The organism is Candidatus Microthrix parvicella Bio17-1 (assembly GCF_000299415.1).
Classification (GTDB): domain Bacteria; phylum Actinomycetota; class Acidimicrobiia; order Acidimicrobiales; family Microtrichaceae; genus Microthrix; species Microthrix parvicella.
Map to the genome: position 1 here is coordinate 38,796 of NZ_AMPG01000003.1, position 20,325 is coordinate 59,120.

A 20,325-nucleotide genomic window follows, 5' to 3' on the forward strand; every position below is an offset into this window, starting at 1 on the left:
GAACCAACCGGAGCCTGAGTGATGCCCAGCGTCGTCGGGTTCGTGGCGCTGGCGCTGGGCGTCGTGCTGGGCTCCACGCTCAACGCCGCGGCCGGGTTTGGGTTTTCGCTGCTGACCGTGCCGCTGATGGCCTTGGTGATCGGCCCGAAGGAGGCCGTGGTGTTGTCGGCGGTCATGAGCGTCGGAAGCAACGGCACGGTGGCCTGGCAGAGTCGCGGCGACATCGAGCGGGGCATCGGTGGCCGGCTCCTCGGAGGGGCGCTGCTGGGTATGCCGGTGGGGTTGGTGGCGCTCAGCAAGCTCGACGCCAAGCCGCTCCAGGTGCTGATCGGCGTGGCGGTGCTGGCGTCGGCGGGGGTACTCGCGCTCGGTATCCAGCTTCACCGGCCAAACTCCCCGACCGACGTGGGCGTGGGGTTCGTTTCCGGCATGTTCAAGACGTCGGTTGGTGTCAGCGGCCCGCCGGTGGTGATCTTGTTGCAGGGGCGTGGGTTGGCCAAGGCGGCGTTTCGGGCCACGTCGGCGACGGTGATCGTTGTGATCAACTTCGTGTCGCTGGTCTTGTTCGCCGGGGCGGGTCAGTTTGACCGGGTGGTGTTGGCCGCCGCACTGGTCAGCCTGCCTGCGTTGCCCGTGGGTTACTGGCTGGGCGACCGGATCCATGAGCGAGTGCCCGAGTCACGTTTTCGCTCCCTGGTCCTGGTCATGGTGGCCATCAGCGCCGGGCTGGCGTTGTACGGCGCCATCGCCGGGTAGCGAACGACCGTAACCGGACCTACCTCAATGTGAACCCCAGATGAAACGACCGGACCGCACGGGCAAAAATGTTGGGTTCCACATCCGGCTCGGTTACCGGGGAGAGACCGGTGATCCGTTTGGTCAGCTCCTCAAACAGAATCGCCAGCTCGTAGCGGGCCAGGTTGGCGCCGATACAGAAGTGGGTGCCCTGACCAAATCCGAGGTGGGGGTTGGGCGACCGGGTCGTATCAAAACGGTTGGGGTCGTCGAACACGCGTGGGTCTCGGTTGGCTGCCGGATAGAGCAGGATGAGGCGGTCGCCCTCGGCCAGATCGGCCCCGGCCAGGCTGGTGTCGGCGGCAGCGTTTCGGAAGAAGTTGTTGAGCGGAGACACCCAGCGGATCACCTCCTCGACGGCGGTGGGTATGGCCTCGGGATGCGCTGCCAGGTGGTTCCACTGGTCGGGGTGATCGCAGAACGTTCTCAGGCCGTGACTGATGGCGGTGCGGGTGGTCTCGGCGCCACCGGCGATGAACAGACCCACCTCGTGGTACAAACGAATGCTGTCGTAGGTGAAGCCGTCGATGTCGGCGTTGGCCCACACCGACACCAGGTCGTCCGCCGGTTGCGTTCTGCGCTGCTTCGCCAGCGGCTGGAGCACCCCGTTGAAGGCCACGATGGCGTTGAACAGGTCCTGTGCGGCGACCTGGTCGTGTTCGACGGCGTCGATACGCATCAGTGCCTCGGACCACTCCTTGATGTCCCGCCAGGACTCCTCGGGAAAGCCCAGCAGCCGGGCGGTGAGGCGGCACGGCAGCTGCGACGCCAACTCGTCGATCACCTCAAGGTCACCCCGGCCGTCCGTCCCGCCGGTCAGCGCCGCATCGAGCAGTTCGCCGATGGTGGCCCGCAGCCAGTCCTCGTGCCTGCGCACGGCTTTGGGGGTGAATCGGCTCGACACCAGATGGCGTTGGCGCAGGTGCTCGGGGTCATCGAGGGCGATCATGTTGTTCTCGCCCGGCGATAACAGCGAGCGGTACCCGGGCCCGGACGTGAAGTCCTCGTTTCGTCGCTCGGCCTCCCTCAGGTGAGCGTGCTGCGCCACCACCCACAGCCCGTTGACATCCCGAGCGAGTTCATCGGTGGCCAGCAGTTCGGCCCACAAAGCCTGTGGATCGGTTTGGTACAACTCAGGATCGAGCAGATTCAGGTTTTGGAGCGGGCCGGTTGCGGTGGTCATGAGCGCTCCAACTGGTACCTGTCGGCAAGAACTTGACCGTTTGGTCAAGAGGTCGGCATGGTAACGCCCAATCTGGCGGAGTGCCTGGCAGACTGGCAGGCATGGCATCGTCAAACGACCCGCTCTACGACTTCGACAGAAGCCCGTTTACCGATGAGGGCGTCACCCGGGAGGTGTACCGCAGCGGGGAGGGGCCCAACTGCATCGTGATGGCCGAGATACCAGGCATCACGCCGCTCGTGGCCGACTTCGCTCGACGTGTTCGTGAGCTTGGCTGTTCGGTGACGTTGCCCGTGTTGTTCGGTGACCCGGGCCGAGCACCCAGCCCCGGCTACATCACCAAGTCGGTGACCAAGGCGTGTGTGGCCTCCGAGTTCGCCGCCTTCGCCGCCAAGCGAACCGCACCGATCTCATCGTGGTTGCGTGCGCTGGCTGCTGCCGAGCACGAGCGTTGCGGCGGGCCCGGTGTGGGCGCCGTGGGCATGTGTTTCACCGGTGGGTTTGCGTTGGGCATGATGGTGGAGGAATCGGTCGTCGCACCGGTGCTCAGCCAGCCGTCGCTGCCGCTGGGGTTCGGCAGGAAGCGGCGGGCGGGCCTTCACCTCAGCCCACAGGATCGTCTTGCCGTGAAGGCCCGGGCCGACGCCGGAGTGTGCGTCATGGCGGCCCGCTTCACCGACGATCCTCTGGTGCCAAAGCGTCGCTTCGACGCGATGAAGAAGCTCTTGGGCGACAACTTCATTGGGATCGAGATCGACTCGTCGAAAGGCAACCCGTACGGCATCGATCACGGCGCGCACTCGGTGCTCACCGAGCACCTCGTCGATGAGCCGGGCCACCCCACCAGGGATGCGCTCGACCGGGTGTTGGACTTCCTCGCCGATCGTTTGCTGCCCGCTGCGGGCCGAGAAGCCGCCGGCCTGAGCAACCTGGCCTGAGCAACCTGGCAGGGTTGGCCCGTAGCCGAGGGTTCAGTGGGTAGCCCGGCAGGTCACCCGGGCTCGTCCGCCGCGTCGTCCGTGGGCTCGTTGGCGCCGTCAGCGCAAACCTCGGCCAGGGGCACCTCGGCCTTGCCAGGACCGCCGAGTGGTTCCGGCGGCGCATCGGTGCGGGTGTCGTCCGACAACAGATTGCGTTCGGAACGCAGCCGCAGCTCGTTTCCAACCGCCGAGATCACCGCAGCCGCGGGAACCGACAGGAACGCGCCGACGATGCCCAGCATCGCCGACCCGGTGGCGAGGGCCACCAGAATCACGATTGGATGAAGCGACACGGCCCGGCGCATGATCACCGGCTGCAGGATGTGGCCCTCCAACTGCTGCACGGCGATCACCGCGGCCAGCACCAACAGGGCGGTCAAGGGGCCGCCATCGGCGAGTGCCACCAGAACCGCCACGAGGCCGGCCACCGTGGCGCCGATCACCGGGAGGAATCCGCCGAGAAACACCAGCATGGTCAGCGGGATCACCAGCGGGACGCCAAGCACCAGCAGAGCCAGGCCGATGCCGAGGGCATCGATGAGCGCAATGGTTGCGGTGCCCCGCACATAACCCGACAGTGCGGTCCACGCCCTCGATCCCAACGCCGTGGCGGTCGAGCGGTAGCTCGCCGGTAACCGATCGTCCGCCCAGGCCATCAGATCCTCGGAGTCCTTCGTCACGAAGAACAGCACCACCACCAACAGGGCAAGCCCGGCGAAGAACTCAAATGCGGTCGAGGCACCCTTGACCACGCTTTCCACCACGCCGGTATTGCCCGAGCTCAGTGAGTCGCCCAGGCGCGATCCAAAGTCTTTGAGCTCGTCGCGGTCGTAGCCGATCGGTCCCGATTCCACCCAGTCCAGGACCGACTCGTAGCCGTCTTCCATCTTGGGGCCCAGATCGCCCAACTGGTTGGCAAAGCTGGGCGCCAATGCTGCGACGCCCAGCATGAGTACTGCGATCGATCCCAGCACCACGATTGACGCCGCGATGCTGGGCTTCATGCCGCGGCGTACCAGCGCGTCGCGCGGCGGAATGGTCAGCGTGGACAGCACCGCCACCGTCATCAAGGGCAACGTGACCACCAGGAAGTGTGTGACCAGCCAGTACACGGCGATCATGCCCAACAACAACAGCCCAAGTTGCCACGCCCAGGCGGACGAGCGGCGTAGCCACCGAGGGGTCAGCCGCTCGTCTTCGCTTTCGATCGGCTGGGTCGTGCCCTTATCCATTGGCGAGGGGCTCGCAGTCAACGGTGCAGTCCGGGTTGGATGCCGGGCGGTGGCGGATGGCGCCGGTGGGGGCGACACGCAGGGTCTCTCCGTGCAACGTTGCATCGCCGTCGACGATCAGGCTGAATTCGCCCTCGGTCGGCGCAGGCCACAGCAGGCTGACGTTCGAACGAGCGGTGGCGTTGGCACCGGTTGTCCGGCCTGCCGCACAGGTCAGCGCTCCGTTGGACAGCTTCAGGGTGACGTGGCTGATGTGTGGCCGTAGGTCGTCGCTCGTGGTTAACAGGAAGGCATGGTTACCGTATCGATCCAGTGCAACGGCGAGTTCTTCGAGTTCCACGGGATGGCTCATGGGTGCGCACGTTACCGGAGGGTGAACGAAGCAGCCGGGGCCCGCCTCGCGTCAAGTCATGACGGGCGGTTATCATGGTCGCTCACGCGAACCGAGCCACCTCTCGCCGTTGGGGCGATGCCGCTGCTCGTCGCCCCGTATGGAGAGAGCTGTGTTGAACGATCCTGTGACCCCCGAAACCGCCGGACATGATGCTGCCGTCGACCCGGATGCCGACGTCGCCGAGGCGACTGAGCCGACTCCGGTCGAATCGGCTCCGGTCGAGCCCGCCCCGCCCGAGCCCGAGCCCGCCGGCCAGCGGCAGTTGGTGCTGACCGCGGACCCCAACCCCGAACCCGAACCGATTACCGAGCTGGAGGCTGTGCCCGAAGCGGTTGTGGAGCCCGAGCCTGAGGTTGCCGCCGAGCCCGAGCCCGAAGCGGTTGTGGAGCCTGAGCCCGAGCCCGAGGTTGCCGCCGAGCCCGAAGCGGTAGTGCAGCCCGAACCAGAGGCTGAGCCCGAGCTGGAGGCTGCGCCCGAACCTGAGCCCGAGGTTGCCGCCGAGCCCGAGCCCGAGCCCGAGCCCGAGCCCGAGCTGACGGGCTTCGAGGCCCTCGATCTTCCTCGGGAACTCCTCAAGTCGCTGAGCGAACTCGGCTACGAGGAACCCACCCCGATTCAGGCGGAGGCGATCCCCCCCATCATGGCCGGCAACGACCTGATCGGTCAGGCGGCCACAGGTACCGGCAAGACTGCAGCGTTCGCCCTGCCGATCCTCAGCCGCATCGACCTGTCCGATGGGGCCCGCAAGACGCCGCAGGCCCTGGTGTTGTGCCCCACCCGCGAGCTGGCGGTGCAGGTATCCGAGGCGATCTACAAGTACGGCCGTGGTCTGGGTGTGCGAGTGCTGCCGGTCTACGGGGGCCAGCCCATCGGGCGGCAGCTGTCGCGTCTGAACCGTGGCATCGACGTGGTGGTGGCGACGCCCGGCCGAGCGGTCGATCACCTGCATCGCGGTTCCCTTGCGCTTGATGACCTCAAGATGGTGGTGCTCGACGAGGCCGACGAGATGCTCGACATGGGTTTCGCCGACGACCTCGACGAGTTGCTGGGCGGCAGCGCCGGCAACCGCCAGACGGTGTTGTTCTCGGCGACCGTGCCGGCTCGCATCAAGGGTCTGGCTGGACGTCACCTCAGTAACCCGGTGCGCATCAGCATCGGCGATGCCGCACCTTCGGAGAGCGGGGCCCCGCTGGTGTCGCAGCGGGTGTACGTGGTGCACCGGGCACACAAGGCGGCTGCGCTCGGCCGGATTCTCGACGTCGAGTCGCCCGAGGCGGCGCTGGTGTTCTGCCGAACCCGTGTGGAGGTTGACCAGCTGACCGAGACGATGAACGGCCGTGGCTACCGGGCCGAGGCTCTGCACGGCGGTCTGAACCAGCAGGAGCGCGACAAGGTGATGGGCCGCCTGCGCGGTGGAATCGCCGACCTGTTGGTGGCCACCGACGTGGCCGCTCGTGGTCTCGATGTCGACCACCTCACCCACGTCGTCAACTACGACGTGCCGTCGGCACCGGAGACGTACGTGCACCGCATCGGCCGCGTCGGTCGTGCCGGCCGCGAGGGTGTGGCCATTACGCTGTCCGAGCCCCGCGAGCGCCGCCAGCTGGACAATATTGAGCGCCTCACCGGGCGCCGCATGGAGATGGCCAAGGTGCCCAGCGCCGCCCAGCGCCGGTCCCGCCAGTTGGAGCAACTGGCGCAGACGCTGCGGTCAACCCTGGAGAACGCCGGGGTCGAAACCGGGCTGGAAGGCAGCGAGCTTGACACCCCCGAGCTGGAGGCGTTTGCTCCGGTGGTGGAGGCTCTTGAGGCCGACTACTCCGAGCGCCTGGTGCTCCTTGCGGCGCTCAAGCTGGTGCAGGAGGTCAGCGGGGTGGTCGCTGACGACCAAGAGATCCCCGACGTCGCCGCCCGCGGCACCAAGGTCAAGCGCGATCAGGGCGGCCGCAACCAGCGGGGCGATGGCCCCCGTGGCCGTGACCGCGATTCCCGAGGTTCGGGCGAGCGTGGGTCCGGCGAGCGCAGCTACAGGGGATCGCGCGCCGACGAGCGAGGAGAACGCGGTGGCCCGCGTGGCCGTGATGACCGCGGCCGAGATGATCGGGGCGCTTCACGGGGCAAGCCGGATGGCGACATGGCCCGCATCTTCGTCGGCGTGGGAAAGAACCAAGGGGTGCGACCGGGCGACCTGGTGGGTGCTATCGCCAACGAGACACGCGTGGACGGCCCCGATATCGGCAAGATCAACGTCGCTCCCAACTTCACCATCGTGGAGGTGCCCGACCGCAACGCACGCGAGGTGATCACCGCGCTGCGGGCCACCACCATCAGGGGCGAGACCCCGACGGTGCGCTTCGACAAGGCGGGCTCCGATGAGTGGGAGGACCGCCGCGGTGACGACAGCGGCGGCCGCTCGGGCGGAGGCGGGTACCAGGGCCGAGGTGGTGGTCGCGATGACCGGGGTGGCGACCGTCCTGACCGCGGCGGCTACCAGGGTCGCTCCGATCGGGGTGGCGGCGACTCCCGCGGTGGCTACCAGGGCCGCGGCGGCGGTGGCGACTCCCGTGGTGGCTACCAGGGCCGCGGTGGCGGTGGCGATCGTCCCGATCGTGGCGGGTACAAAGGTCGCGACGATCGCGGCGGCGGTCGACGGGACTCCTAAGCCGTTCGGCACCGGAGCGGGCGTCCCAGCCCGGCCTCGCCTCAGTCGAACCTCACAGTGATCGCACCCATGCCACATCTGGGTGTGATCACTGCGGACCGGGTCACAGCGATCACACCCAGATCCACCTTGGGTGCGATCGCTGTGTTGCCCTCAAGCCGGTCGATGGGCGCGTGCTGTCGCGTCCTCAGCAAGTTTGGTGCCTCGGGATGCCGATCCTGGCCGGTGCTGGTCGTGACCTGATCGGCCCTACGCTCTCAACGTGAACGTCGTGGCGCTCGGCCTGCTGGGCATGGCAGCGGTGGCCGGTGCCGTGTCGGCGTGGCGCACCGATCTTCGCGCTGCCCGCCTGGTGATGGTGACCGTCTGGTGGCTGGCGACGGCCTACCTCATCACCCGGTTTGTGGCCCTCGATCTTGGTCTGGCCGAGGTGGCGGCGTACTCACGCGCCGAACTGCCATCGTGGCTGCGCGGCGCCGGTGCCTGGGCGGGCCCGTCCGGCTCGCTCCTCCTGTGGATGACCCTGATGGTCACCGCTGTCGTGCTTGCATCCCCGCGTGGCGGCCCGGCAACTCGGGACCGACCTGCCGCCCAGGAACGGCAGTCTCGTCCCGGGCCCGATTGGGTGGGCCGCGACTTGGCCGCCAGGTTGGCCGGGCTGGTCAGCGTCGTTGGGGCGATCGTTCTGGCGGTCTTCGCCAACCCGTTCCGACTGGCTACGGCTGTTCCGGTCAACGGCCGCGGGCTGTCCCCGGTTTTGGAGCACCCGGCGATGTTGATTCACCCGCCGCTGCTGTACTTGGCCCAGGCCTCCGTGATCTTCGCCGCGCTCTGGGCCACCTTGGGCGCCAACAACGGGCGGAGGCAGTGGCCTGGCCGGGCGCCAGTGGCGGGTGCGGCGGCACTACTGGTGCTCGCCACGCTGATTGGGGCCTGGTGGGCTCATGACGAGTTGGGCTGGGGCGGATGGTGGGCCTGGGATCCGGTAGAGAACACCGCTTTGGCACCGTTGGCGGCGCTGATCGCCTCGCTGCACGCCTCCTCGGTCGTAGCTCGGCTCCGCTGGGTGCAGGCGGCCGCCGGGTTGGTGCTGCTTGGCGTGGCGGCGGCGCGATCCGGCCTTGCCTCTTCGGTGCACGCCTTCGCTTCGAACGCGGGCCCCGCAGTGTTCATCGGCCTAGCCGGAGTCGCCGTGTTGGGGCTGACCTTGCGGGCGGTGTTGTCCGACACCGAAACCGGGGTGGCCAACCGTGCCCGGGGCCACGGGTCCACACCCGGGTTCGAGCATGAGGTTGCACCGGGCGATCTCGCTCGACGCCAAGTGGGGATGATCGTGGGTGCTGCCACGATGTGGGTGGTGATGGTGGTGGTCACCGGCGAACTGGCTGCGATGTCGTTGGGAGCCGGGTGGCTGGGGGCGGGCCCGTCGGGGGCGAACGCCGGCCGAGTGGCGTTGGATGGCGGGTTGGTCGGTCGGTTGATGATCCCGGCGGGTATGACGCTGCTGGTGGGGCTGATGGCGTACGGCTGGCGTGCCCCCCGATGGGTTGGCATGGTGCTGGCCCACGTGGGTGTGGTTGTATTCGCGGTAGGCGTGATCGCGTCGCTGGGGGACTGGCGCGAGTTCGCCGTGGTACCGGTTGATGGGCAGACCGAACTCCGTGGGGAGCGGGTCAGGGTGGGCAGCCCACGGGTGAGCGACGATCGGCTGGACCTGCAGCGCGTCGAGGTGACGGTGACCCTTGGCGGTTCGACCTATCGGTCGCGCATCGACCGGTATCCCGACCTCGACCGAACCCGTGCCCGGCCAAGCCGAACGCTGGACTGGCGAGGAGAGACCGAGGTGGTGGCCGCCTACATCGACGACGATCGGGTGGGCTTGGAGGTGCGTCGGCACCCAGGCCTGGGTCAGGTGTGGGCCGGCGGCCTACTCGCGGCGACCGGCCTGGCGGTCACCGCAGCGACCGCCCTCCGTCGGCGTCGGACGGAAGGCGATGGTCCAAATGATGGTGAGCAACCTGGTATCAGCGCACTGACACGAAGGGCGCGTACGCCTTTGGTTTCGGGTCGTCGCGGCTCAACGGCTCAGCCTTCGTCGGAACTCTGACAGTCGAGGATGTCCCAGGCAACAGGGCAGCCAGGGTTTCGGCGCGACCGCTGAGTCACGCACAGCCCCGACGTGTTCCATGCGGGCCTCGCTCATCCCTGACCAACGACTCGCCACCGGTGCTACGCAGCCGGGCTTGTGGCCAGCGCTTCAGCGATGAAGCCTCATTCGATCCGGAGAACGGGTTGAACCCTCGCTCAAATATGGCCATACTTATGGCCATGATGGCTCAGGAACACCTTGCTCTAGCGGACGTGAAGAACCGGCTCTCCGAAGTCGTGGACCAGCTGGAACGGGAGCATGGGCGCGTCGTCGTCACGAAGCATGGCCGACCCGCAGTCGTAATGCTGAGTGTTGAGGACCTTGAGTCGCTGGAGGAGACCTTAGAGATCATGAGCGATCAGCAGCTGATGGACGAAATTCGGGAAGGCCGTGCCGAACTTGCCGCTGGCCGGGGCGAAGTGCTCACCCACGAAGAGGTTCTCGCTCAGGTCACGCCTGAATGAGTGAGCGTCGATTTGAGGTGGAGTGGTCCCCCCGCGCCAAGCGGTCACTCAATCGACTTCCTGAGAAGGTCGTGGCTGCATGTGTGGGGTTCGTCCATGGTGGCTTGTTGGACAATCCCCACCGGGTTGGTAAGCCACTCCGATTCGACTTGGAGGGTTCCTACAGCGCCCGCCGCGGCGACTTCCGGGTCATCTACGAGATTGATGACGAGGAACGTCGAGTCAGGGTCGCGATCATTCAGCACCGAAGTGACGTATATCGACCTCAGTAGGTGACCGCAGACCGGCAGCACCAGGTGGGAGGGCTCAGTGTCTGGGGACTCCGCCGGCAGCCGCCCATTTGGAATCTCTCCTCACTGAAGACTCCTGAGTCAGTTGTGATCCCGGCGGCGGCGCTTGGCGGCCAGCAGCGAGTCGAGGGTCGAGTCGGACCCGGAGCCGGCCTGAGGTTTCGGTGCCTTCGGTTTGGCCTCCGGACGGGGCGGCGCCACGGCGCGGTCAGACGGCGCAGCGGGCGGTGGTGACTTGGCTGGAGCGCCGGGACTCATTGGATCGGGTCTGGGTGGGCCCGGATTGGCGGTGGCCGCCGGAGGCACTGCCCCCTTGGCTCGGCGGGCGGTGATGAACGAGGTGACTTCGTCCAGGCCGGTGCGCTGACGCAGCGACTCCACGACGGTTGCGGCGCCGGATCGACGCAGACGGGACATGGCGATCGTCATCGGCCACAGCAGCGCGGCGGCCAGCAGCAGCCGGCGCCGCAGATCGACCCGGTGGTTCCCGGGGGTAAGGCCGTCGGCGTCGAACGCCTGGGTGGCCCGGATGAGTCCGCGTCCGCCGGTTTGGGTGGACAGCGACTTCAGCGTCTCGGTGTCGGCGCCTTGGGACAGATACTCGCGTGAGTAGCCCAACTCGGCGGTGGTGGAGATGGCGGCGTCGCTCTTCCCGTTGGTTGTGCCGTTGGCAGCGGCCGTGACACCAACGCCGTAGGTGCCGGCGGCGCCAGTCTCGGCGGTGCCGGTGAACGTGCGGTCGTCGTTGCGCACCATCGTGACGGCTTGCTCCTTCCCGGCGGGGTCGACCACCTGAGCGGTCACGGTGGCGCCATCGGGCACCGGCTCGTCGAAGGCGGCCTCGATGGTGGCCGAGGCGCCGTCGAAGCGCATCTGGGCCGATCCGGCGGGGGCGGGAAGGATGGCGCGAATCACGTCGGAGTAGAACCGGCTGGAACCGTCCCACCCTTTCCACGCGCTGGACCAGCGCTCACCGGAGTCCGACGTCCATGAGGACACCTGGCCCAGTCCCACCCGCCAGGTGGCCAGCAACGGGTCCTTCTCGTCGCCGATGCGGAGGTGTTGGGTGGCGCTCGGTCTGGGCGTGGTGGCCAGGTACCCGCTGATGGGCGGGGCCGACGTGAGGTTGGCGACCACCGGGGCATTGGAGGAGATCTCGGGAAGAAAGTTGCCCTCCACGATCAGCCGGCGGGCCACCACCTTGGTCTCCTCCAACAGCAGGTCGGGCAGCTCCTTCAGGTCGCGTCCGGCGTAGTAGCGGCCGCCCCCGGCGTCGGCGATGCCACGCAGCGCCTCGGCGGCACCCTCGCCCGTGCCCATCACCGACACGGTGATGCCCTCGTCGCGGAGATGCTTGGCCTGAGCGGCCAGGGCCCGCAGCTTGGTGGTATCGGTGAAGCCGTCGGTGAACAGCACGATGTGGCGCAGCGAGGCATCGGAGTTTCGCAGTCGCTCTGCCGACATGGTCAGGCTGGGGTCGAGGTTGGTGAGCTGCTCGGAGTGCGTGATGTCGTTCATCTGCTTCTTGGCCTTGGTCCCGTCACCCACCGGGCCGAGGTCGAGCAGCCATCGCTGCCGGTCGTCCAGCGCCAGCACGCCGACCTCGTCCTCCGGCTTGAACGCCTCCAACGATCGAACCGCCGAGTCGCGGGCGATGTCGGTTTTGGTGACACCTCCCTCCAGGCGAGAGTTGCTGCCGTCAGCGTCGTCGGCGCAGTGGCAGGCGCCCATCGATCCGGACACGTCCACGGCGAACACCTGCGCCACCTTGGAGCGCCGCTTGGGATCCTTGGCCTCCGACGTCACCGGCAGCAACTCCTCCAGGCGGCTGCCCAGGTAATCGCCTGCGCCGTAGCTCGACGTGCCGCCCATCACCAGCAGTCCGGTGCCCAACTGGCGAACGGAGGAGCTGATCGCATCGGTCTGCTCGCTGCTCAGTCGCTTGGCAGCCACGTTGACCAGCACGACCGCGTCCACACCGGCGAGGTCGGACAGGCCACCGAGCTGTTCAGGGGATGTCACCTTGGTGGCCGTTCCGGCCGCGTTGAGTGCAGCTGCCAGGGTGTTGGCGCCGCCGGGGGAGCCCTCCACCAGCAGCACCGACGGCCGCCCCTCCACCCGGGTGGATGCCCGGGACTCGTCGTTCTCGAACACGCCGTTGTTGGGCCCGGCCACCCGGGCGGTCCATTCGATGTTGGCCTCGTCGCCGGCCGGTTGCGTGAAGCTGACCAACGAGTTTCCCGCCGACAGGTCGGAAAGCTTGGAGTCGACCTCCTTGCCGTCGCGCAGCAGCGTGACGTTGGCCTGCTGTGCCACGGTGACGTTGACGTTGACGTCGATCGTGAGCTGGTCGGTGGCCCGGGCCCGTGACGGCACGTCGACCGACACGACCGACACATCGGCGCCGAACGCCGGGTCGATCTCCACCGAGTCGACTGCCACCTCGGCCCGCTTCAGGCGGGCGGTCTCGATGCCGAGGTCCTCGCCGGTGGTCTGGCGTCCGTCGGAGATCACCACGATGCGCCGGGCATGGTCGGGCGGGGCCATCGCCCCGGCGACCCGCAGGCCCGATGCCAGGTCGGTAGCCGAACCATCTACCTCGGTGCGGGGCGCGCCCCAAGCCAGGTCGGCCTTCACCGCAGCGTCCACCCGGGCCTGGGCGCCGACTACCACGACGCCCGCCACCGATCCCGACGGTTGTTTGGCCAGGGCCTCCCGCACGGTGCCAACGACGTCGTCCCGGCTGGCTGCCAGCGAGTCGGAGGTGTCGACGACGAACACCGTTGCCACCGCGTCGGACGAGCGGTGGAACGATGGCGCCCAGAGTGCCGCCAACAACAGCACCACAATGGCGATGCGCAGGTATTCCGAGCGGCGCCACTGGCGCTGTGGAACGCCACGCCGACGTCGACCGATCAACCATTCCACGGCGATCACCAGGAGCGCCGTCAGGATCAACGCTCCGACGAGCGACTTCGTGACCGGCTCGCCCTCGCCGCCCCGGTCGCCTCGGATGCCGGGGATCGCCAACTGGTCGGTCGGGGCCACCTGGGTCTCGACCGGGTCGGCATTGACCACCACGGTGCGCTCGCCCTGGTCCTCGGTGCGCACCGTCCAGAAACCGGTGCGATCCACCATCGGCGCCGGGTTGCCAGGCCGCACGGTGGTCTCGCTGCCCGACGGTGAGGTCACCGCCGCGTCGGCGCCCACGGCCAGGTTGAGTGCGTCCCCGACGTGTAGGTCGCCGCCCACCAGGTCGGTGCGACCCAGGGTGGCGATGACGCGGTCGCCCAGCACCGGGAAGGCGGGCAGAAGTCCCAGGTTGGTCTGCGAAAGCGGGGCGGCGAGATACACGAACCCGACGTTGGCGTCGCGGCCCTGGACCAGCAGCGGTGCACCCTCGGCGGCGATCAGGGTGGAGGCGGCCGGGGCGTCGATGCGCTGGGCCGAGGCGAATGCCAGGCCCCGCAGGTCGAGGTCGGCCAGCAGGTCGACGTCGCTACGAATCAGGGTTGGCACCGGGTCCTCGACGGTGTCGCCGACGCGGACCGCTTGTGTGCCGCCGGGCGGGGCGATGGCCAGGTAGGGCACGGCGATGTTGGCGGGTACCGGCGCCTGGTCGAACACCGCCAGGTCGATCCCGGCCAGCGGGCCCCCGGCCTTGGGGTCGGCACCGGCAGCAGCGGTGGCCGCTGCAAACTTCTCCGGGCTGGTCCGCGTGGCCTTCACCTGCGGGTTGGACGACAGCAGGGCGTCGACGAACGGGTTGGCTGCCCCGACCACCAGTACGTCGAGCGACGATTCCGATGGTCCGGCCGCATACGCGTGATCGTCGAGACGCAACACATCGTCGCCATCGAGCAGCACCTCGATGCGTTTGCCGACCGGGACGTCCAGCGCCGTCTCGACGCTGCCCCGTTTGGTCACCTTGGTGGAGGTGGTGCCCCGGGTGCGCCCATCGACGTCGAAGCGGGCCACCCGTGTGGCGTCCCGGTCGCCTGAGTTGGTCAGCGTCGCCTGCACATGCAGCGAGGCGCCCCGGGGCGTGACGACCACGTTGGTGACGCCGACGTTCACGTCCGATCGCCCCACCCCGACCAGACGGGTGCCTGCCGGTAGCTGCCGGATCGCCGAGTCGTCGAGGCCCCCGTCGGAGATCAGCACGTGCTCCACGGACTGGTCGGGACGCTCCAGACTGGTGGCCAGCGACCCGGTGGCAGCGGCGTCAAAACCGCCTTCGGATGCCCTGATGGCGTCCAGGCGACCGCCGATGTCGGTCGCCGGAGTCTCGCCGGCGAGGATCTGAGCGGGTGCACCGGTGGAGATCAGCGACACCCGGGTGGTTGCCCCCAGCCCGTCGACCACCTTGGACACCTGGCCGCGAGCCTCGTCCACGCGGGTCGGGCTGCCGTCGGTGCCGCCCATCGAGGACGACGTGTCCACCATGATGACGACATGTTCGGCCGACGTTCGGCCGGTGTTCAGGGCGGGTCCGGCCAGGGCGGCGGCCAGCAGCGCCACCGCCAGTAGTTGCAGCAGCAGCGGGATCGACCAGCGCAGCCGCTGCCAGGGCCTGGCGGCGGCTACCGGCCGGTCGATCGACTCCCATTCCAGGGTGGAGGCCACCTCCACCTGCGTGCGCTGGGCCTTCAGGATGTGCAGGGCGATGATCGGGATCACCAGGGTGGCCAGCCACCATCCCGCCGGGTTGGCAAAGCTCACTGCGAAACCTCTGCGGTACCGACGCTCAGCATGACTCCGCGGAAGGGGAGCGACAGCACCGGTACCCTCATCGGGCCACCCCGGTGCCCATCAGGGCCGGGATCACGGCGCCGAGCAGGTCGTCGGCGGCGTCGACGTGCACCCATCGGCCGTCGTTGCGCAGCACGTGACGCTCCAGCGCCGCCCGCCGATCCAGCCGCCGCTGGGTGAATGCCGCCACCTGCCGGGGGTTGACGTCCACATCCACCCGATGGCCGGTCTCGACATCAACCAGCTGTACCTCGCCGGCCAGGTCGGGGTGATCGTCCTCGACGGAGGAGACGCCGATGGCGATCAGCTGCTCCCGGCGGGCGGTCAACTGGTCGAGGGCGGCGGACCAATCGGGAGTGAGAAAGTCGGAGATCACCACCAGCAGGCCTGCCCGCCGGGGCATCACCATCAGATGTCGGGCCAGCTCGGCCAGAGGAGTGGGTCCGGCCGGGGTCCATCCCGCCATCGTCCGCAGCAGCAGGGGGATGGCGCCGCGGCCCCGGTAGCGGCGGGGCGTGCGGTCGGCCAGGGTGGCAACGCTGACCGACTCGTTGCGCACCAGGGCCATCGCTGCGATGGCGGCGCCAGTGCGCAGCGCCTGGGCGAACTTGTCGCCCAACTTCATCGAGGCCGACGTGTCGATCACCAGTTGCACGCTGAGGTCCACGTCGGCCTCGTAGAGGCGGATCAACACCTGGTCGAGCCGGGCCCACGCCTGCTGGTCGATCGATCGTGGGTCGTCGCCGGGTTGGTACTCCCGCCAGTCGGCGAAGTCGAGCGACCGGCCCCGCCGGCGCGACCGGTGCGCGCCGGCGAACCCGTCGCTCACCGGCCGGTCGAGGTGCATCGCCAGGCGCTCGACCCGCGCCAGTTCGTCGGGGGCGAGCACCAACGGGGCGGCGGCGGTCGCCACGGGGGTTAGATCTCCCCCGTGGGCGCCGACTGGACCACCGCGTCGACCACGATGTCGGGGTCGATCGAGTCGATGACGGATTCGAACCCCATGGCCAGGCGGTGGCGCAGCGCCGGGCGTGCCACGGCGGACACGTCGTCGATCGATACCGACGGGCGGCCGTCCATCAACGCGGTGGCCTTGGCGGCCAGGATCAACGCCTGGGCGCCGCGGGGGCTCGACCCCGCCCGCACGTACTGTGTGACCAGGTCGGGCGTGCCCACACCGGGGTGGGTGGCGGTCACCAGCTCGGCGGCGTAGCGCACCACGTGGGAGGGCACCGGCACAGCACGGGTGAGCTCGATCATCGAACGGACCTCGTCGGTGTCGGTCACCGCCTGCGCCTGGGGCGGCGAGTCGCCGGTGGTGCGCTCGATGATCGCCGCCAGTTCCTCGGCGGGCGGCATGCCCACCTGGGCCTTCAACATGAAGCGGTCGAGTTGTGCCTCGGGGAGGGGATAGGTGCCCTCCTGCTCGATCGGGTTCTGCGTCGCCAGCACGAAAAACGGGCGGGGTAACGGCCGGGTCTCGCCGCCCGCGGTGACGTGACGTTCCTGCATGGCCTCCAGCAAGGCAGACTGGGTCTTGGGCGTGGCACGGTTGATCTCGTCGGCCAGCAGCAGGCTGGTGAACACCGGACCCGGCTGGTACTCGAACGACCGTCCGCCGGCCTGATCGCTGATCAGCACCTGGGTGCCCACGATGTCGGCGGGCATCAGGTCGGGGGTGAACTGGATGCGCCTCCAATCCAGGCCGACCACCTTGGCCAGCACGGTCACCAGCTGGGTCTTACCCAGGCCGGGAACGCCCTCGATCAGCAGGTGGCCCTCGGTGAACAGGCACAACATCGCCTGATGCACCAGCTCCTTCTGGCCGACGATCACCGTGCCGATTTGCTCGTGCAGCAGTTTGGCGACGTGGGCGAAGTGATCGGGATCCATCTGGCGTTCCTCTTAGTTGGAGGGGATCGTCGGCGACCCCGAGAGCTGTTCGAAATAGTCGGCCATCACCTGACGGGAGGCGGGCGGCAGCTGTGGGTCGTCGAGGGCCCGGGTGGCCGCGTCGTTGTAGCGGGCAACCGCGTCGCTCAGCGGCAGCCGGGCCGCGCCTCGTTGGGAGGGTGCCTGGCCCTTGCCGACGTCCTGGTCGAGGTCGCCGCCGTTGCCCTGCTGGGCACCCTCGGCATCGCTCGATCCGGACGGTTCGGGGGCAAAGACGTCGGAGACTGTGGCCTCGACCTTGTTGGCGTCGGTGCCCAGGCCCTGGCCTGCATCACCCGGCCGGCCCTTCCCGCCCTTGCCTGAACCGCCGCCGTTGCGCTTGCCGGCGCCCACCGTGCCGGACGGGCTGCCGTCCGCGCCGGCGCCCTTGCCGGCGCCTCCCTTGCCCTTGCCTTGGCCTTGGCCTTGGCCCTTGCCTTGGCCCTTGCCTTGGCCCTTGCCTTGGTCCTCGCCGGGTGCCGCCTGTGCGCGGGCATCACCGGAGTTGGCGCTGGGGTTGGCGGCCGAAGCCACATCGGCCCGCGCCGCTCCGGTGGCACCGGCGGCCTGCCGGGCCTCGCCACGTTGACCCACCGACTTGGCCTGTGCCGCCTGAGCCGCAGCCGCAGCCTCCAACGTCGCGGCGGCGCCGGGGTCGTCCGCCTTGACGGCCTCCTCCGCCGCTTTCATGGCCTCGGCCACCTCGGGCGCCCCGGCTGCCTGCGTGGCCGCCAGGTCTTCCAGCCGCTTCGCCAGCTCGGCCTTCTGGTCTGCGTTGAGCGAGGCCAACGAGCCGGCCGATTCCGCCAGCCGGCCGGCAGCATCGCTCGGCGTCTCACCGGGCGGGGCCCCGTCACCAGGCTTTTGGGCTCCGGGCAACGGGCGGGCGGCCAGCGAGGCGTCCAGCCCGGCCGTCGCGGCCAGCGCCGAGTCGAGGTTTGCTCCGGCGTCGGTCTGCAGCTTGGCTTCGGCGTCGACCAGCGCCTCGGTGGCAGCTGCAGCATCGAGGCCGTCAAGGTCCTGGGCCAGGGCATTCAGCTTGTCGGCTGCCGCAGCATCGTCGCCCAGCTTGTCGGCTGCGGCCTCCAGGTCGTCCTGGGCGCGCTCCACCGCAGCCGTCTCCCGTCGGCGCTGCTCCCGGGCCGAATCCTGAGGATTGTCGAGGAATGCCAGCCCGGCCGCACACAGCACGGTCAGCCCGGCGACGCCGAGGTACCGCCCCACCTCGTGTCGGGGACCGATGAGGCTCGCCGGCACCGCGCGCTTCAGCTCGGCCGACCCGGCCACCCTCGAGGCCCGCTCGGAAATCCGCTCGCTGAACTGCGGTGAACCCTCTGCGAATTCGAGGTAGGCGGCCAGGGCGTCGTGGCTGCCCAGGCCGTGATCGGCCACGTGGGCAACGGCGGCCTCGGGCATCGGACGGGTCGCCGCCCAGGCGACCCAGGCCGCCAGCACCACCACGGGCACCAGCAGGGCCAGCAACTCAATCGGCTGCCACGCCACCCAGCGGGCTGTCAGCACCCCGGCCAGCGTGCAGAGCGCCGCCACCCAGGCGAGCCGGACGACGGCCCGCCCGGCGATGATCCCACGCAGCCGCCGGCGGGCGGCACCCAGCAACTGCTCGGGCGTCATCGGTCCCTGACGGTCGGGGCGGTCACCGAACGACGGGCGATCAACAACGACCCGAACGTGATCACGGCCCACCACACCAGCGACCACACGCGTCCCGAGGTGCCGGCGAACCCGCCGGTGTCCACCGATCCCACGGTGCCCACCCACGAAAAGAGCGACACCGGTGAGAACGACCCCAGGAGGCGCAACACGCTGCGGTCACCCTGGAAGCCAAGGTTGCGGGATCCAACCATGAACGCGACACCCATCATGACGAACGGGCCCACCATGAGAAATCCGGTGGCGAGCAACGAGGTGATGATGGCGCTGACGGACCGTCGCAGCGCGGCACTGATCGCCAACGCCATCGCCGCCAGCTCCACGCACACCAAAAACAGCAGGCCAAACGACTTGAGCACTCCGGACAGCGTCACGCCACCCACCAGAAACGGGATGGTCATCGCCGGTGCCAGGCATGTCAGCAACAACAGCAGGTAGGCCAGCGAGGACACCAGCTTTCCGGCCACGATGTCCGAGGGGCGCAGCGACGTCAACTGCAAGGGTTGCAGCGTCTGGGCGTCTCGCTCGCTGGCGATCGATCCGCCCAGTACCGCGGGCACGAGCACCATCAACGCCAGTAGCGCCGTCACCATCAACGCGAAAAACATCGGCTCACCGAAGTTGTCCACCTGGTTGACGCTGATGCCGTCGGCCATCATGGCTCCGGCTCCACCGAAGCCCTGATCCATCAGGTCGTTCTGCTGGTTGGAGGTGCCCGCCAGATAGGCGATGACCACGGCGACGCCGGGCAGGAACACCATGAGGGGAATGCCCCACGCCGCCAGGCCGCCCCGAAAGCGCCGCATGAACTCCAGTCGTACCAGTGGGTTCGAGAAGAGCGAGGGCGCGTTCACGTGTTCACACTCCCGCCAGGAGCCGGGGTTCGGGTTGGCCCAACACGTGGTGGCTGCATCAGTTCAGGTCTCCTCGGGTGAGGGCGAGGAATCGCTCCTCAAGGCCGGTGACGCCTTCAGTCACCGACACCACCGGGCGGCCGTCGGCGACCAGCTTTCGTACCAGTTCCACCTGCGCGTCCTCGTCGGCGACGGTGAACGTCTCGGTCCCACCGCCGGTGAAGGTCACCACCACGGCACGCTCGGCCGGTGCACCCAGGTCTTCAAAACCGACCAGATGTCCGCGCTCCAGGATGATGGCGTGGGAGCACATCGCCTCGAGCTCGCCGAGGATGTGCGAGCTGATCAGCACCGTGGTGCCCATCGTCTGCAGGTGCAACAGGATGTCTTTCAGCTCAACTCGGGCCCGCGGGTCAAGCCCGGATGCGGGCTCGTCCAGGATCAGCAGCTTGGGTTGATGAACCAGTGCCCTGGCCAGGGCGATGCGCTGTTTCATGCCTCGGGACAGCGTGTTGACGTCGCTGTCCCGCTTGGTTTCCAGGTCCACCAACTCCAGCAGACCATCGACGATCGCCTGCTGGTCATCCCGGGGGATGCGGTAGGCGTCGGCAAAAAACCGCAGGTATTCGGTGACCGTCAAACCGGCGTAGGTGCCCAGCACGTCGGGCACATAACCGATCAGCGGCCGAATCTCAGCTGGTTTGGTGGTCGACCGGCCGAACACCGTCGCCGTGCCGTAGGTGGGTTTCAGCAGGGTGGCCACGATGGACATCAGCGTGGACTTGCCGGCGCCGTTGGGGCCGATCAGGGCACATACCGAGCCGGTGGGTACCACCACGGAAACCTCGCTGAGGGCGGTGTTCTTGCCGTAGGCCTTGGTGAGACGTGACGTCACCACCGCAGCGTCGTCGGTCTCCGGCCCAGATGGTCCGGGAATCATCGTGGGGGTGGGAGAGCTCTCGGCAGC

General features: G+C 68.5%; 15 protein-coding genes. 6 read left to right on the top strand and 9 right to left on the bottom strand.

From position 1 onward, the window contains the following. Positions 1–21 precede the first annotated feature (21 nt). Positions 22–756 (top strand): sulfite exporter TauE/SafE family protein, encoded by a 735-nt coding sequence (locus MPARV_RS0113455; protein WP_012228067.1) that lies wholly within the window; start codon positions 22–24, stop codon positions 754–756. 19 nt (positions 757–775) lie between these two features. Here MPARV_RS0113455 and MPARV_RS0113460 read toward each other — a convergent pair whose 3' ends face one another. Beyond that, positions 776–1,978: a cytochrome P450 gene (locus MPARV_RS0113460; RefSeq protein WP_012228069.1), complete on the bottom strand. Its 1,203-nt coding sequence runs from the start codon at positions 1,976–1,978 to the stop codon at positions 776–778. A 101-nt stretch (positions 1,979–2,079) separates the two neighbouring features. Between MPARV_RS0113460 and MPARV_RS0113465 the strand changes: the two genes are divergently transcribed. Continuing rightward, the gene (locus MPARV_RS0113465) at positions 2,080–2,916 is read left to right on the top strand and encodes a dienelactone hydrolase family protein (RefSeq protein WP_031278603.1); all 837 of its coding nucleotides are present in this window, start codon (positions 2,080–2,082) and stop codon (positions 2,914–2,916) included. Positions 2,917–2,969: 53 nt separating this feature from the next. Here MPARV_RS0113465 and MPARV_RS0113470 read toward each other — a convergent pair whose 3' ends face one another. Both MPARV_RS0113470 and MPARV_RS24830 read right to left on the bottom strand, forming a co-directional pair. After that, positions 2,970–4,190, bottom strand: coding sequence for an AI-2E family transporter (locus tag MPARV_RS0113470; protein ID WP_020378638.1), 1,221 nt, complete (start codon positions 4,188–4,190; stop codon positions 2,970–2,972). Continuing rightward, complete coding sequence (locus tag MPARV_RS24830) at positions 4,183–4,542, bottom strand: hypothetical protein (protein WP_020378639.1); 360 nt, start codon at positions 4,540–4,542, stop codon at positions 4,183–4,185. Before MPARV_RS24830 ends, MPARV_RS0113470 begins: the two co-directional genes overlap by 8 nt. Positions 4,543–5,044: 502 nt before the next feature. Between MPARV_RS24830 and MPARV_RS21385 the strand changes: the two genes are divergently transcribed. The 4 genes from MPARV_RS21385 (at position 5,045) to MPARV_RS23750 (ending at position 10,131) form a co-directional block, all read left to right on the top strand. Continuing rightward, the gene (locus MPARV_RS21385; RefSeq protein WP_081582353.1) at positions 5,045–7,246 is read left to right on the top strand and encodes a DEAD/DEAH box helicase; all 2,202 of its coding nucleotides are present in this window, start codon (positions 5,045–5,047) and stop codon (positions 7,244–7,246) included. Between the two features lie 262 nt (positions 7,247–7,508). Beyond that, positions 7,509–9,353 (top strand): cytochrome c biogenesis protein CcsA, encoded by a 1,845-nt coding sequence (gene ccsA, locus MPARV_RS0113495; RefSeq protein WP_020378642.1) that lies wholly within the window; start codon positions 7,509–7,511, stop codon positions 9,351–9,353. Positions 9,354–9,574: 221 nt separating this feature from the next. Continuing rightward, the gene (locus MPARV_RS0113500; protein ID WP_238538872.1) at positions 9,575–9,859 is read left to right on the top strand and encodes a type II toxin-antitoxin system Phd/YefM family antitoxin; all 285 of its coding nucleotides are present in this window, start codon (positions 9,575–9,577) and stop codon (positions 9,857–9,859) included. After that, on the top strand, positions 9,856–10,131 hold the full coding sequence (locus tag MPARV_RS23750) for a type II toxin-antitoxin system RelE family toxin (RefSeq protein WP_012228082.1): 276 nt from the start codon (positions 9,856–9,858) through the stop codon (positions 10,129–10,131). Before MPARV_RS0113500 ends, MPARV_RS23750 begins: the two co-directional genes overlap by 4 nt. 99 nt (positions 10,132–10,230) lie before the next feature. Here MPARV_RS23750 and MPARV_RS21390 read toward each other — a convergent pair whose 3' ends face one another. The 6 genes from MPARV_RS21390 to MPARV_RS0113540 all read right to left on the bottom strand — a co-directional run bounded on the left by MPARV_RS21390 (position 10,231) and on the right by MPARV_RS0113540 (position 20,298). Next, a complete protein-coding gene (locus tag MPARV_RS21390; protein WP_020378644.1) occupies positions 10,231–14,871 on the bottom strand; it encodes a VWA domain-containing protein in 4,641 nt (1,546 codons plus the stop codon). Between the two features lie 67 nt (positions 14,872–14,938). Next, positions 14,939–15,814, bottom strand: coding sequence for a DUF58 domain-containing protein (locus MPARV_RS0113520; protein WP_012228085.1), 876 nt, complete (start codon positions 15,812–15,814; stop codon positions 14,939–14,941). A gap of 5 nt (positions 15,815–15,819) precedes the next feature. After that, on the bottom strand, positions 15,820–16,794 hold the full coding sequence (locus MPARV_RS0113525; RefSeq protein WP_020378645.1) for an AAA family ATPase: 975 nt from the start codon (positions 16,792–16,794) through the stop codon (positions 15,820–15,822). A 12-nt stretch (positions 16,795–16,806) separates the two neighbouring features. Further along, positions 16,807–18,465 (bottom strand): hypothetical protein, encoded by a 1,659-nt coding sequence (locus tag MPARV_RS22865; protein WP_020378646.1) that lies wholly within the window; start codon positions 18,463–18,465, stop codon positions 16,807–16,809. Beyond that, the gene (locus tag MPARV_RS0113535; protein ID WP_012228091.1) at positions 18,462–19,358 is read right to left on the bottom strand and encodes an ABC transporter permease subunit; all 897 of its coding nucleotides are present in this window, start codon (positions 19,356–19,358) and stop codon (positions 18,462–18,464) included. The genes MPARV_RS22865 and MPARV_RS0113535 overlap by 4 nt, the downstream gene beginning before the upstream one ends. Before the next feature lie 58 nt (positions 19,359–19,416). Further along, a complete protein-coding gene (locus MPARV_RS0113540) occupies positions 19,417–20,298 on the bottom strand; it encodes an ABC transporter ATP-binding protein (protein ID WP_020378647.1) in 882 nt (293 codons plus the stop codon). Positions 20,299–20,325: the final 27 nt, after the last annotated feature.

What these genes read in the sequence shown, in the direction of transcription:
- MPARV_RS0113455 (WP_012228067.1), top strand. Translation starts at nt 22, where the DNA reads ATGCCCAGCGTCGTCGGGTTCGTGGCGCTGGCGCTGGGCGTCGTGCTG.
- MPARV_RS0113460 (WP_012228069.1), bottom strand. Translation starts at nt 1,978, where the DNA reads ATGACCACCGCAACCGGCCCGCTCCAAAACCTGAATCTGCTCGATCCT.
- MPARV_RS0113465 (WP_031278603.1), top strand. Translation starts at nt 2,080, where the DNA reads ATGGCATCGTCAAACGACCCGCTCTACGACTTCGACAGAAGCCCGTTT.
- MPARV_RS0113470 (WP_020378638.1), bottom strand. Translation starts at nt 4,190, where the DNA reads ATGGATAAGGGCACGACCCAGCCGATCGAAAGCGAAGACGAGCGGCTG.
- MPARV_RS24830 (WP_020378639.1), bottom strand. Translation starts at nt 4,542, where the DNA reads ATGAGCCATCCCGTGGAACTCGAAGAACTCGCCGTTGCACTGGATCGA.
- MPARV_RS0113500 (WP_238538872.1), top strand. Translation starts at nt 9,575, where the DNA reads ATGATGGCTCAGGAACACCTTGCTCTAGCGGACGTGAAGAACCGGCTC.
- MPARV_RS23750 (WP_012228082.1), top strand. Translation starts at nt 9,856, where the DNA reads ATGAGTGAGCGTCGATTTGAGGTGGAGTGGTCCCCCCGCGCCAAGCGG.
- MPARV_RS0113525 (WP_020378645.1), bottom strand. Translation starts at nt 16,794, where the DNA reads ATGGATCCCGATCACTTCGCCCACGTCGCCAAACTGCTGCACGAGCAA.
- MPARV_RS22865 (WP_020378646.1), bottom strand. Translation starts at nt 18,465, where the DNA reads ATGACGCCCGAGCAGTTGCTGGGTGCCGCCCGCCGGCGGCTGCGTGGG.
- MPARV_RS0113540 (WP_020378647.1), bottom strand. Translation starts at nt 20,298, where the DNA reads ATGATTCCCGGACCATCTGGGCCGGAGACCGACGACGCTGCGGTGGTG.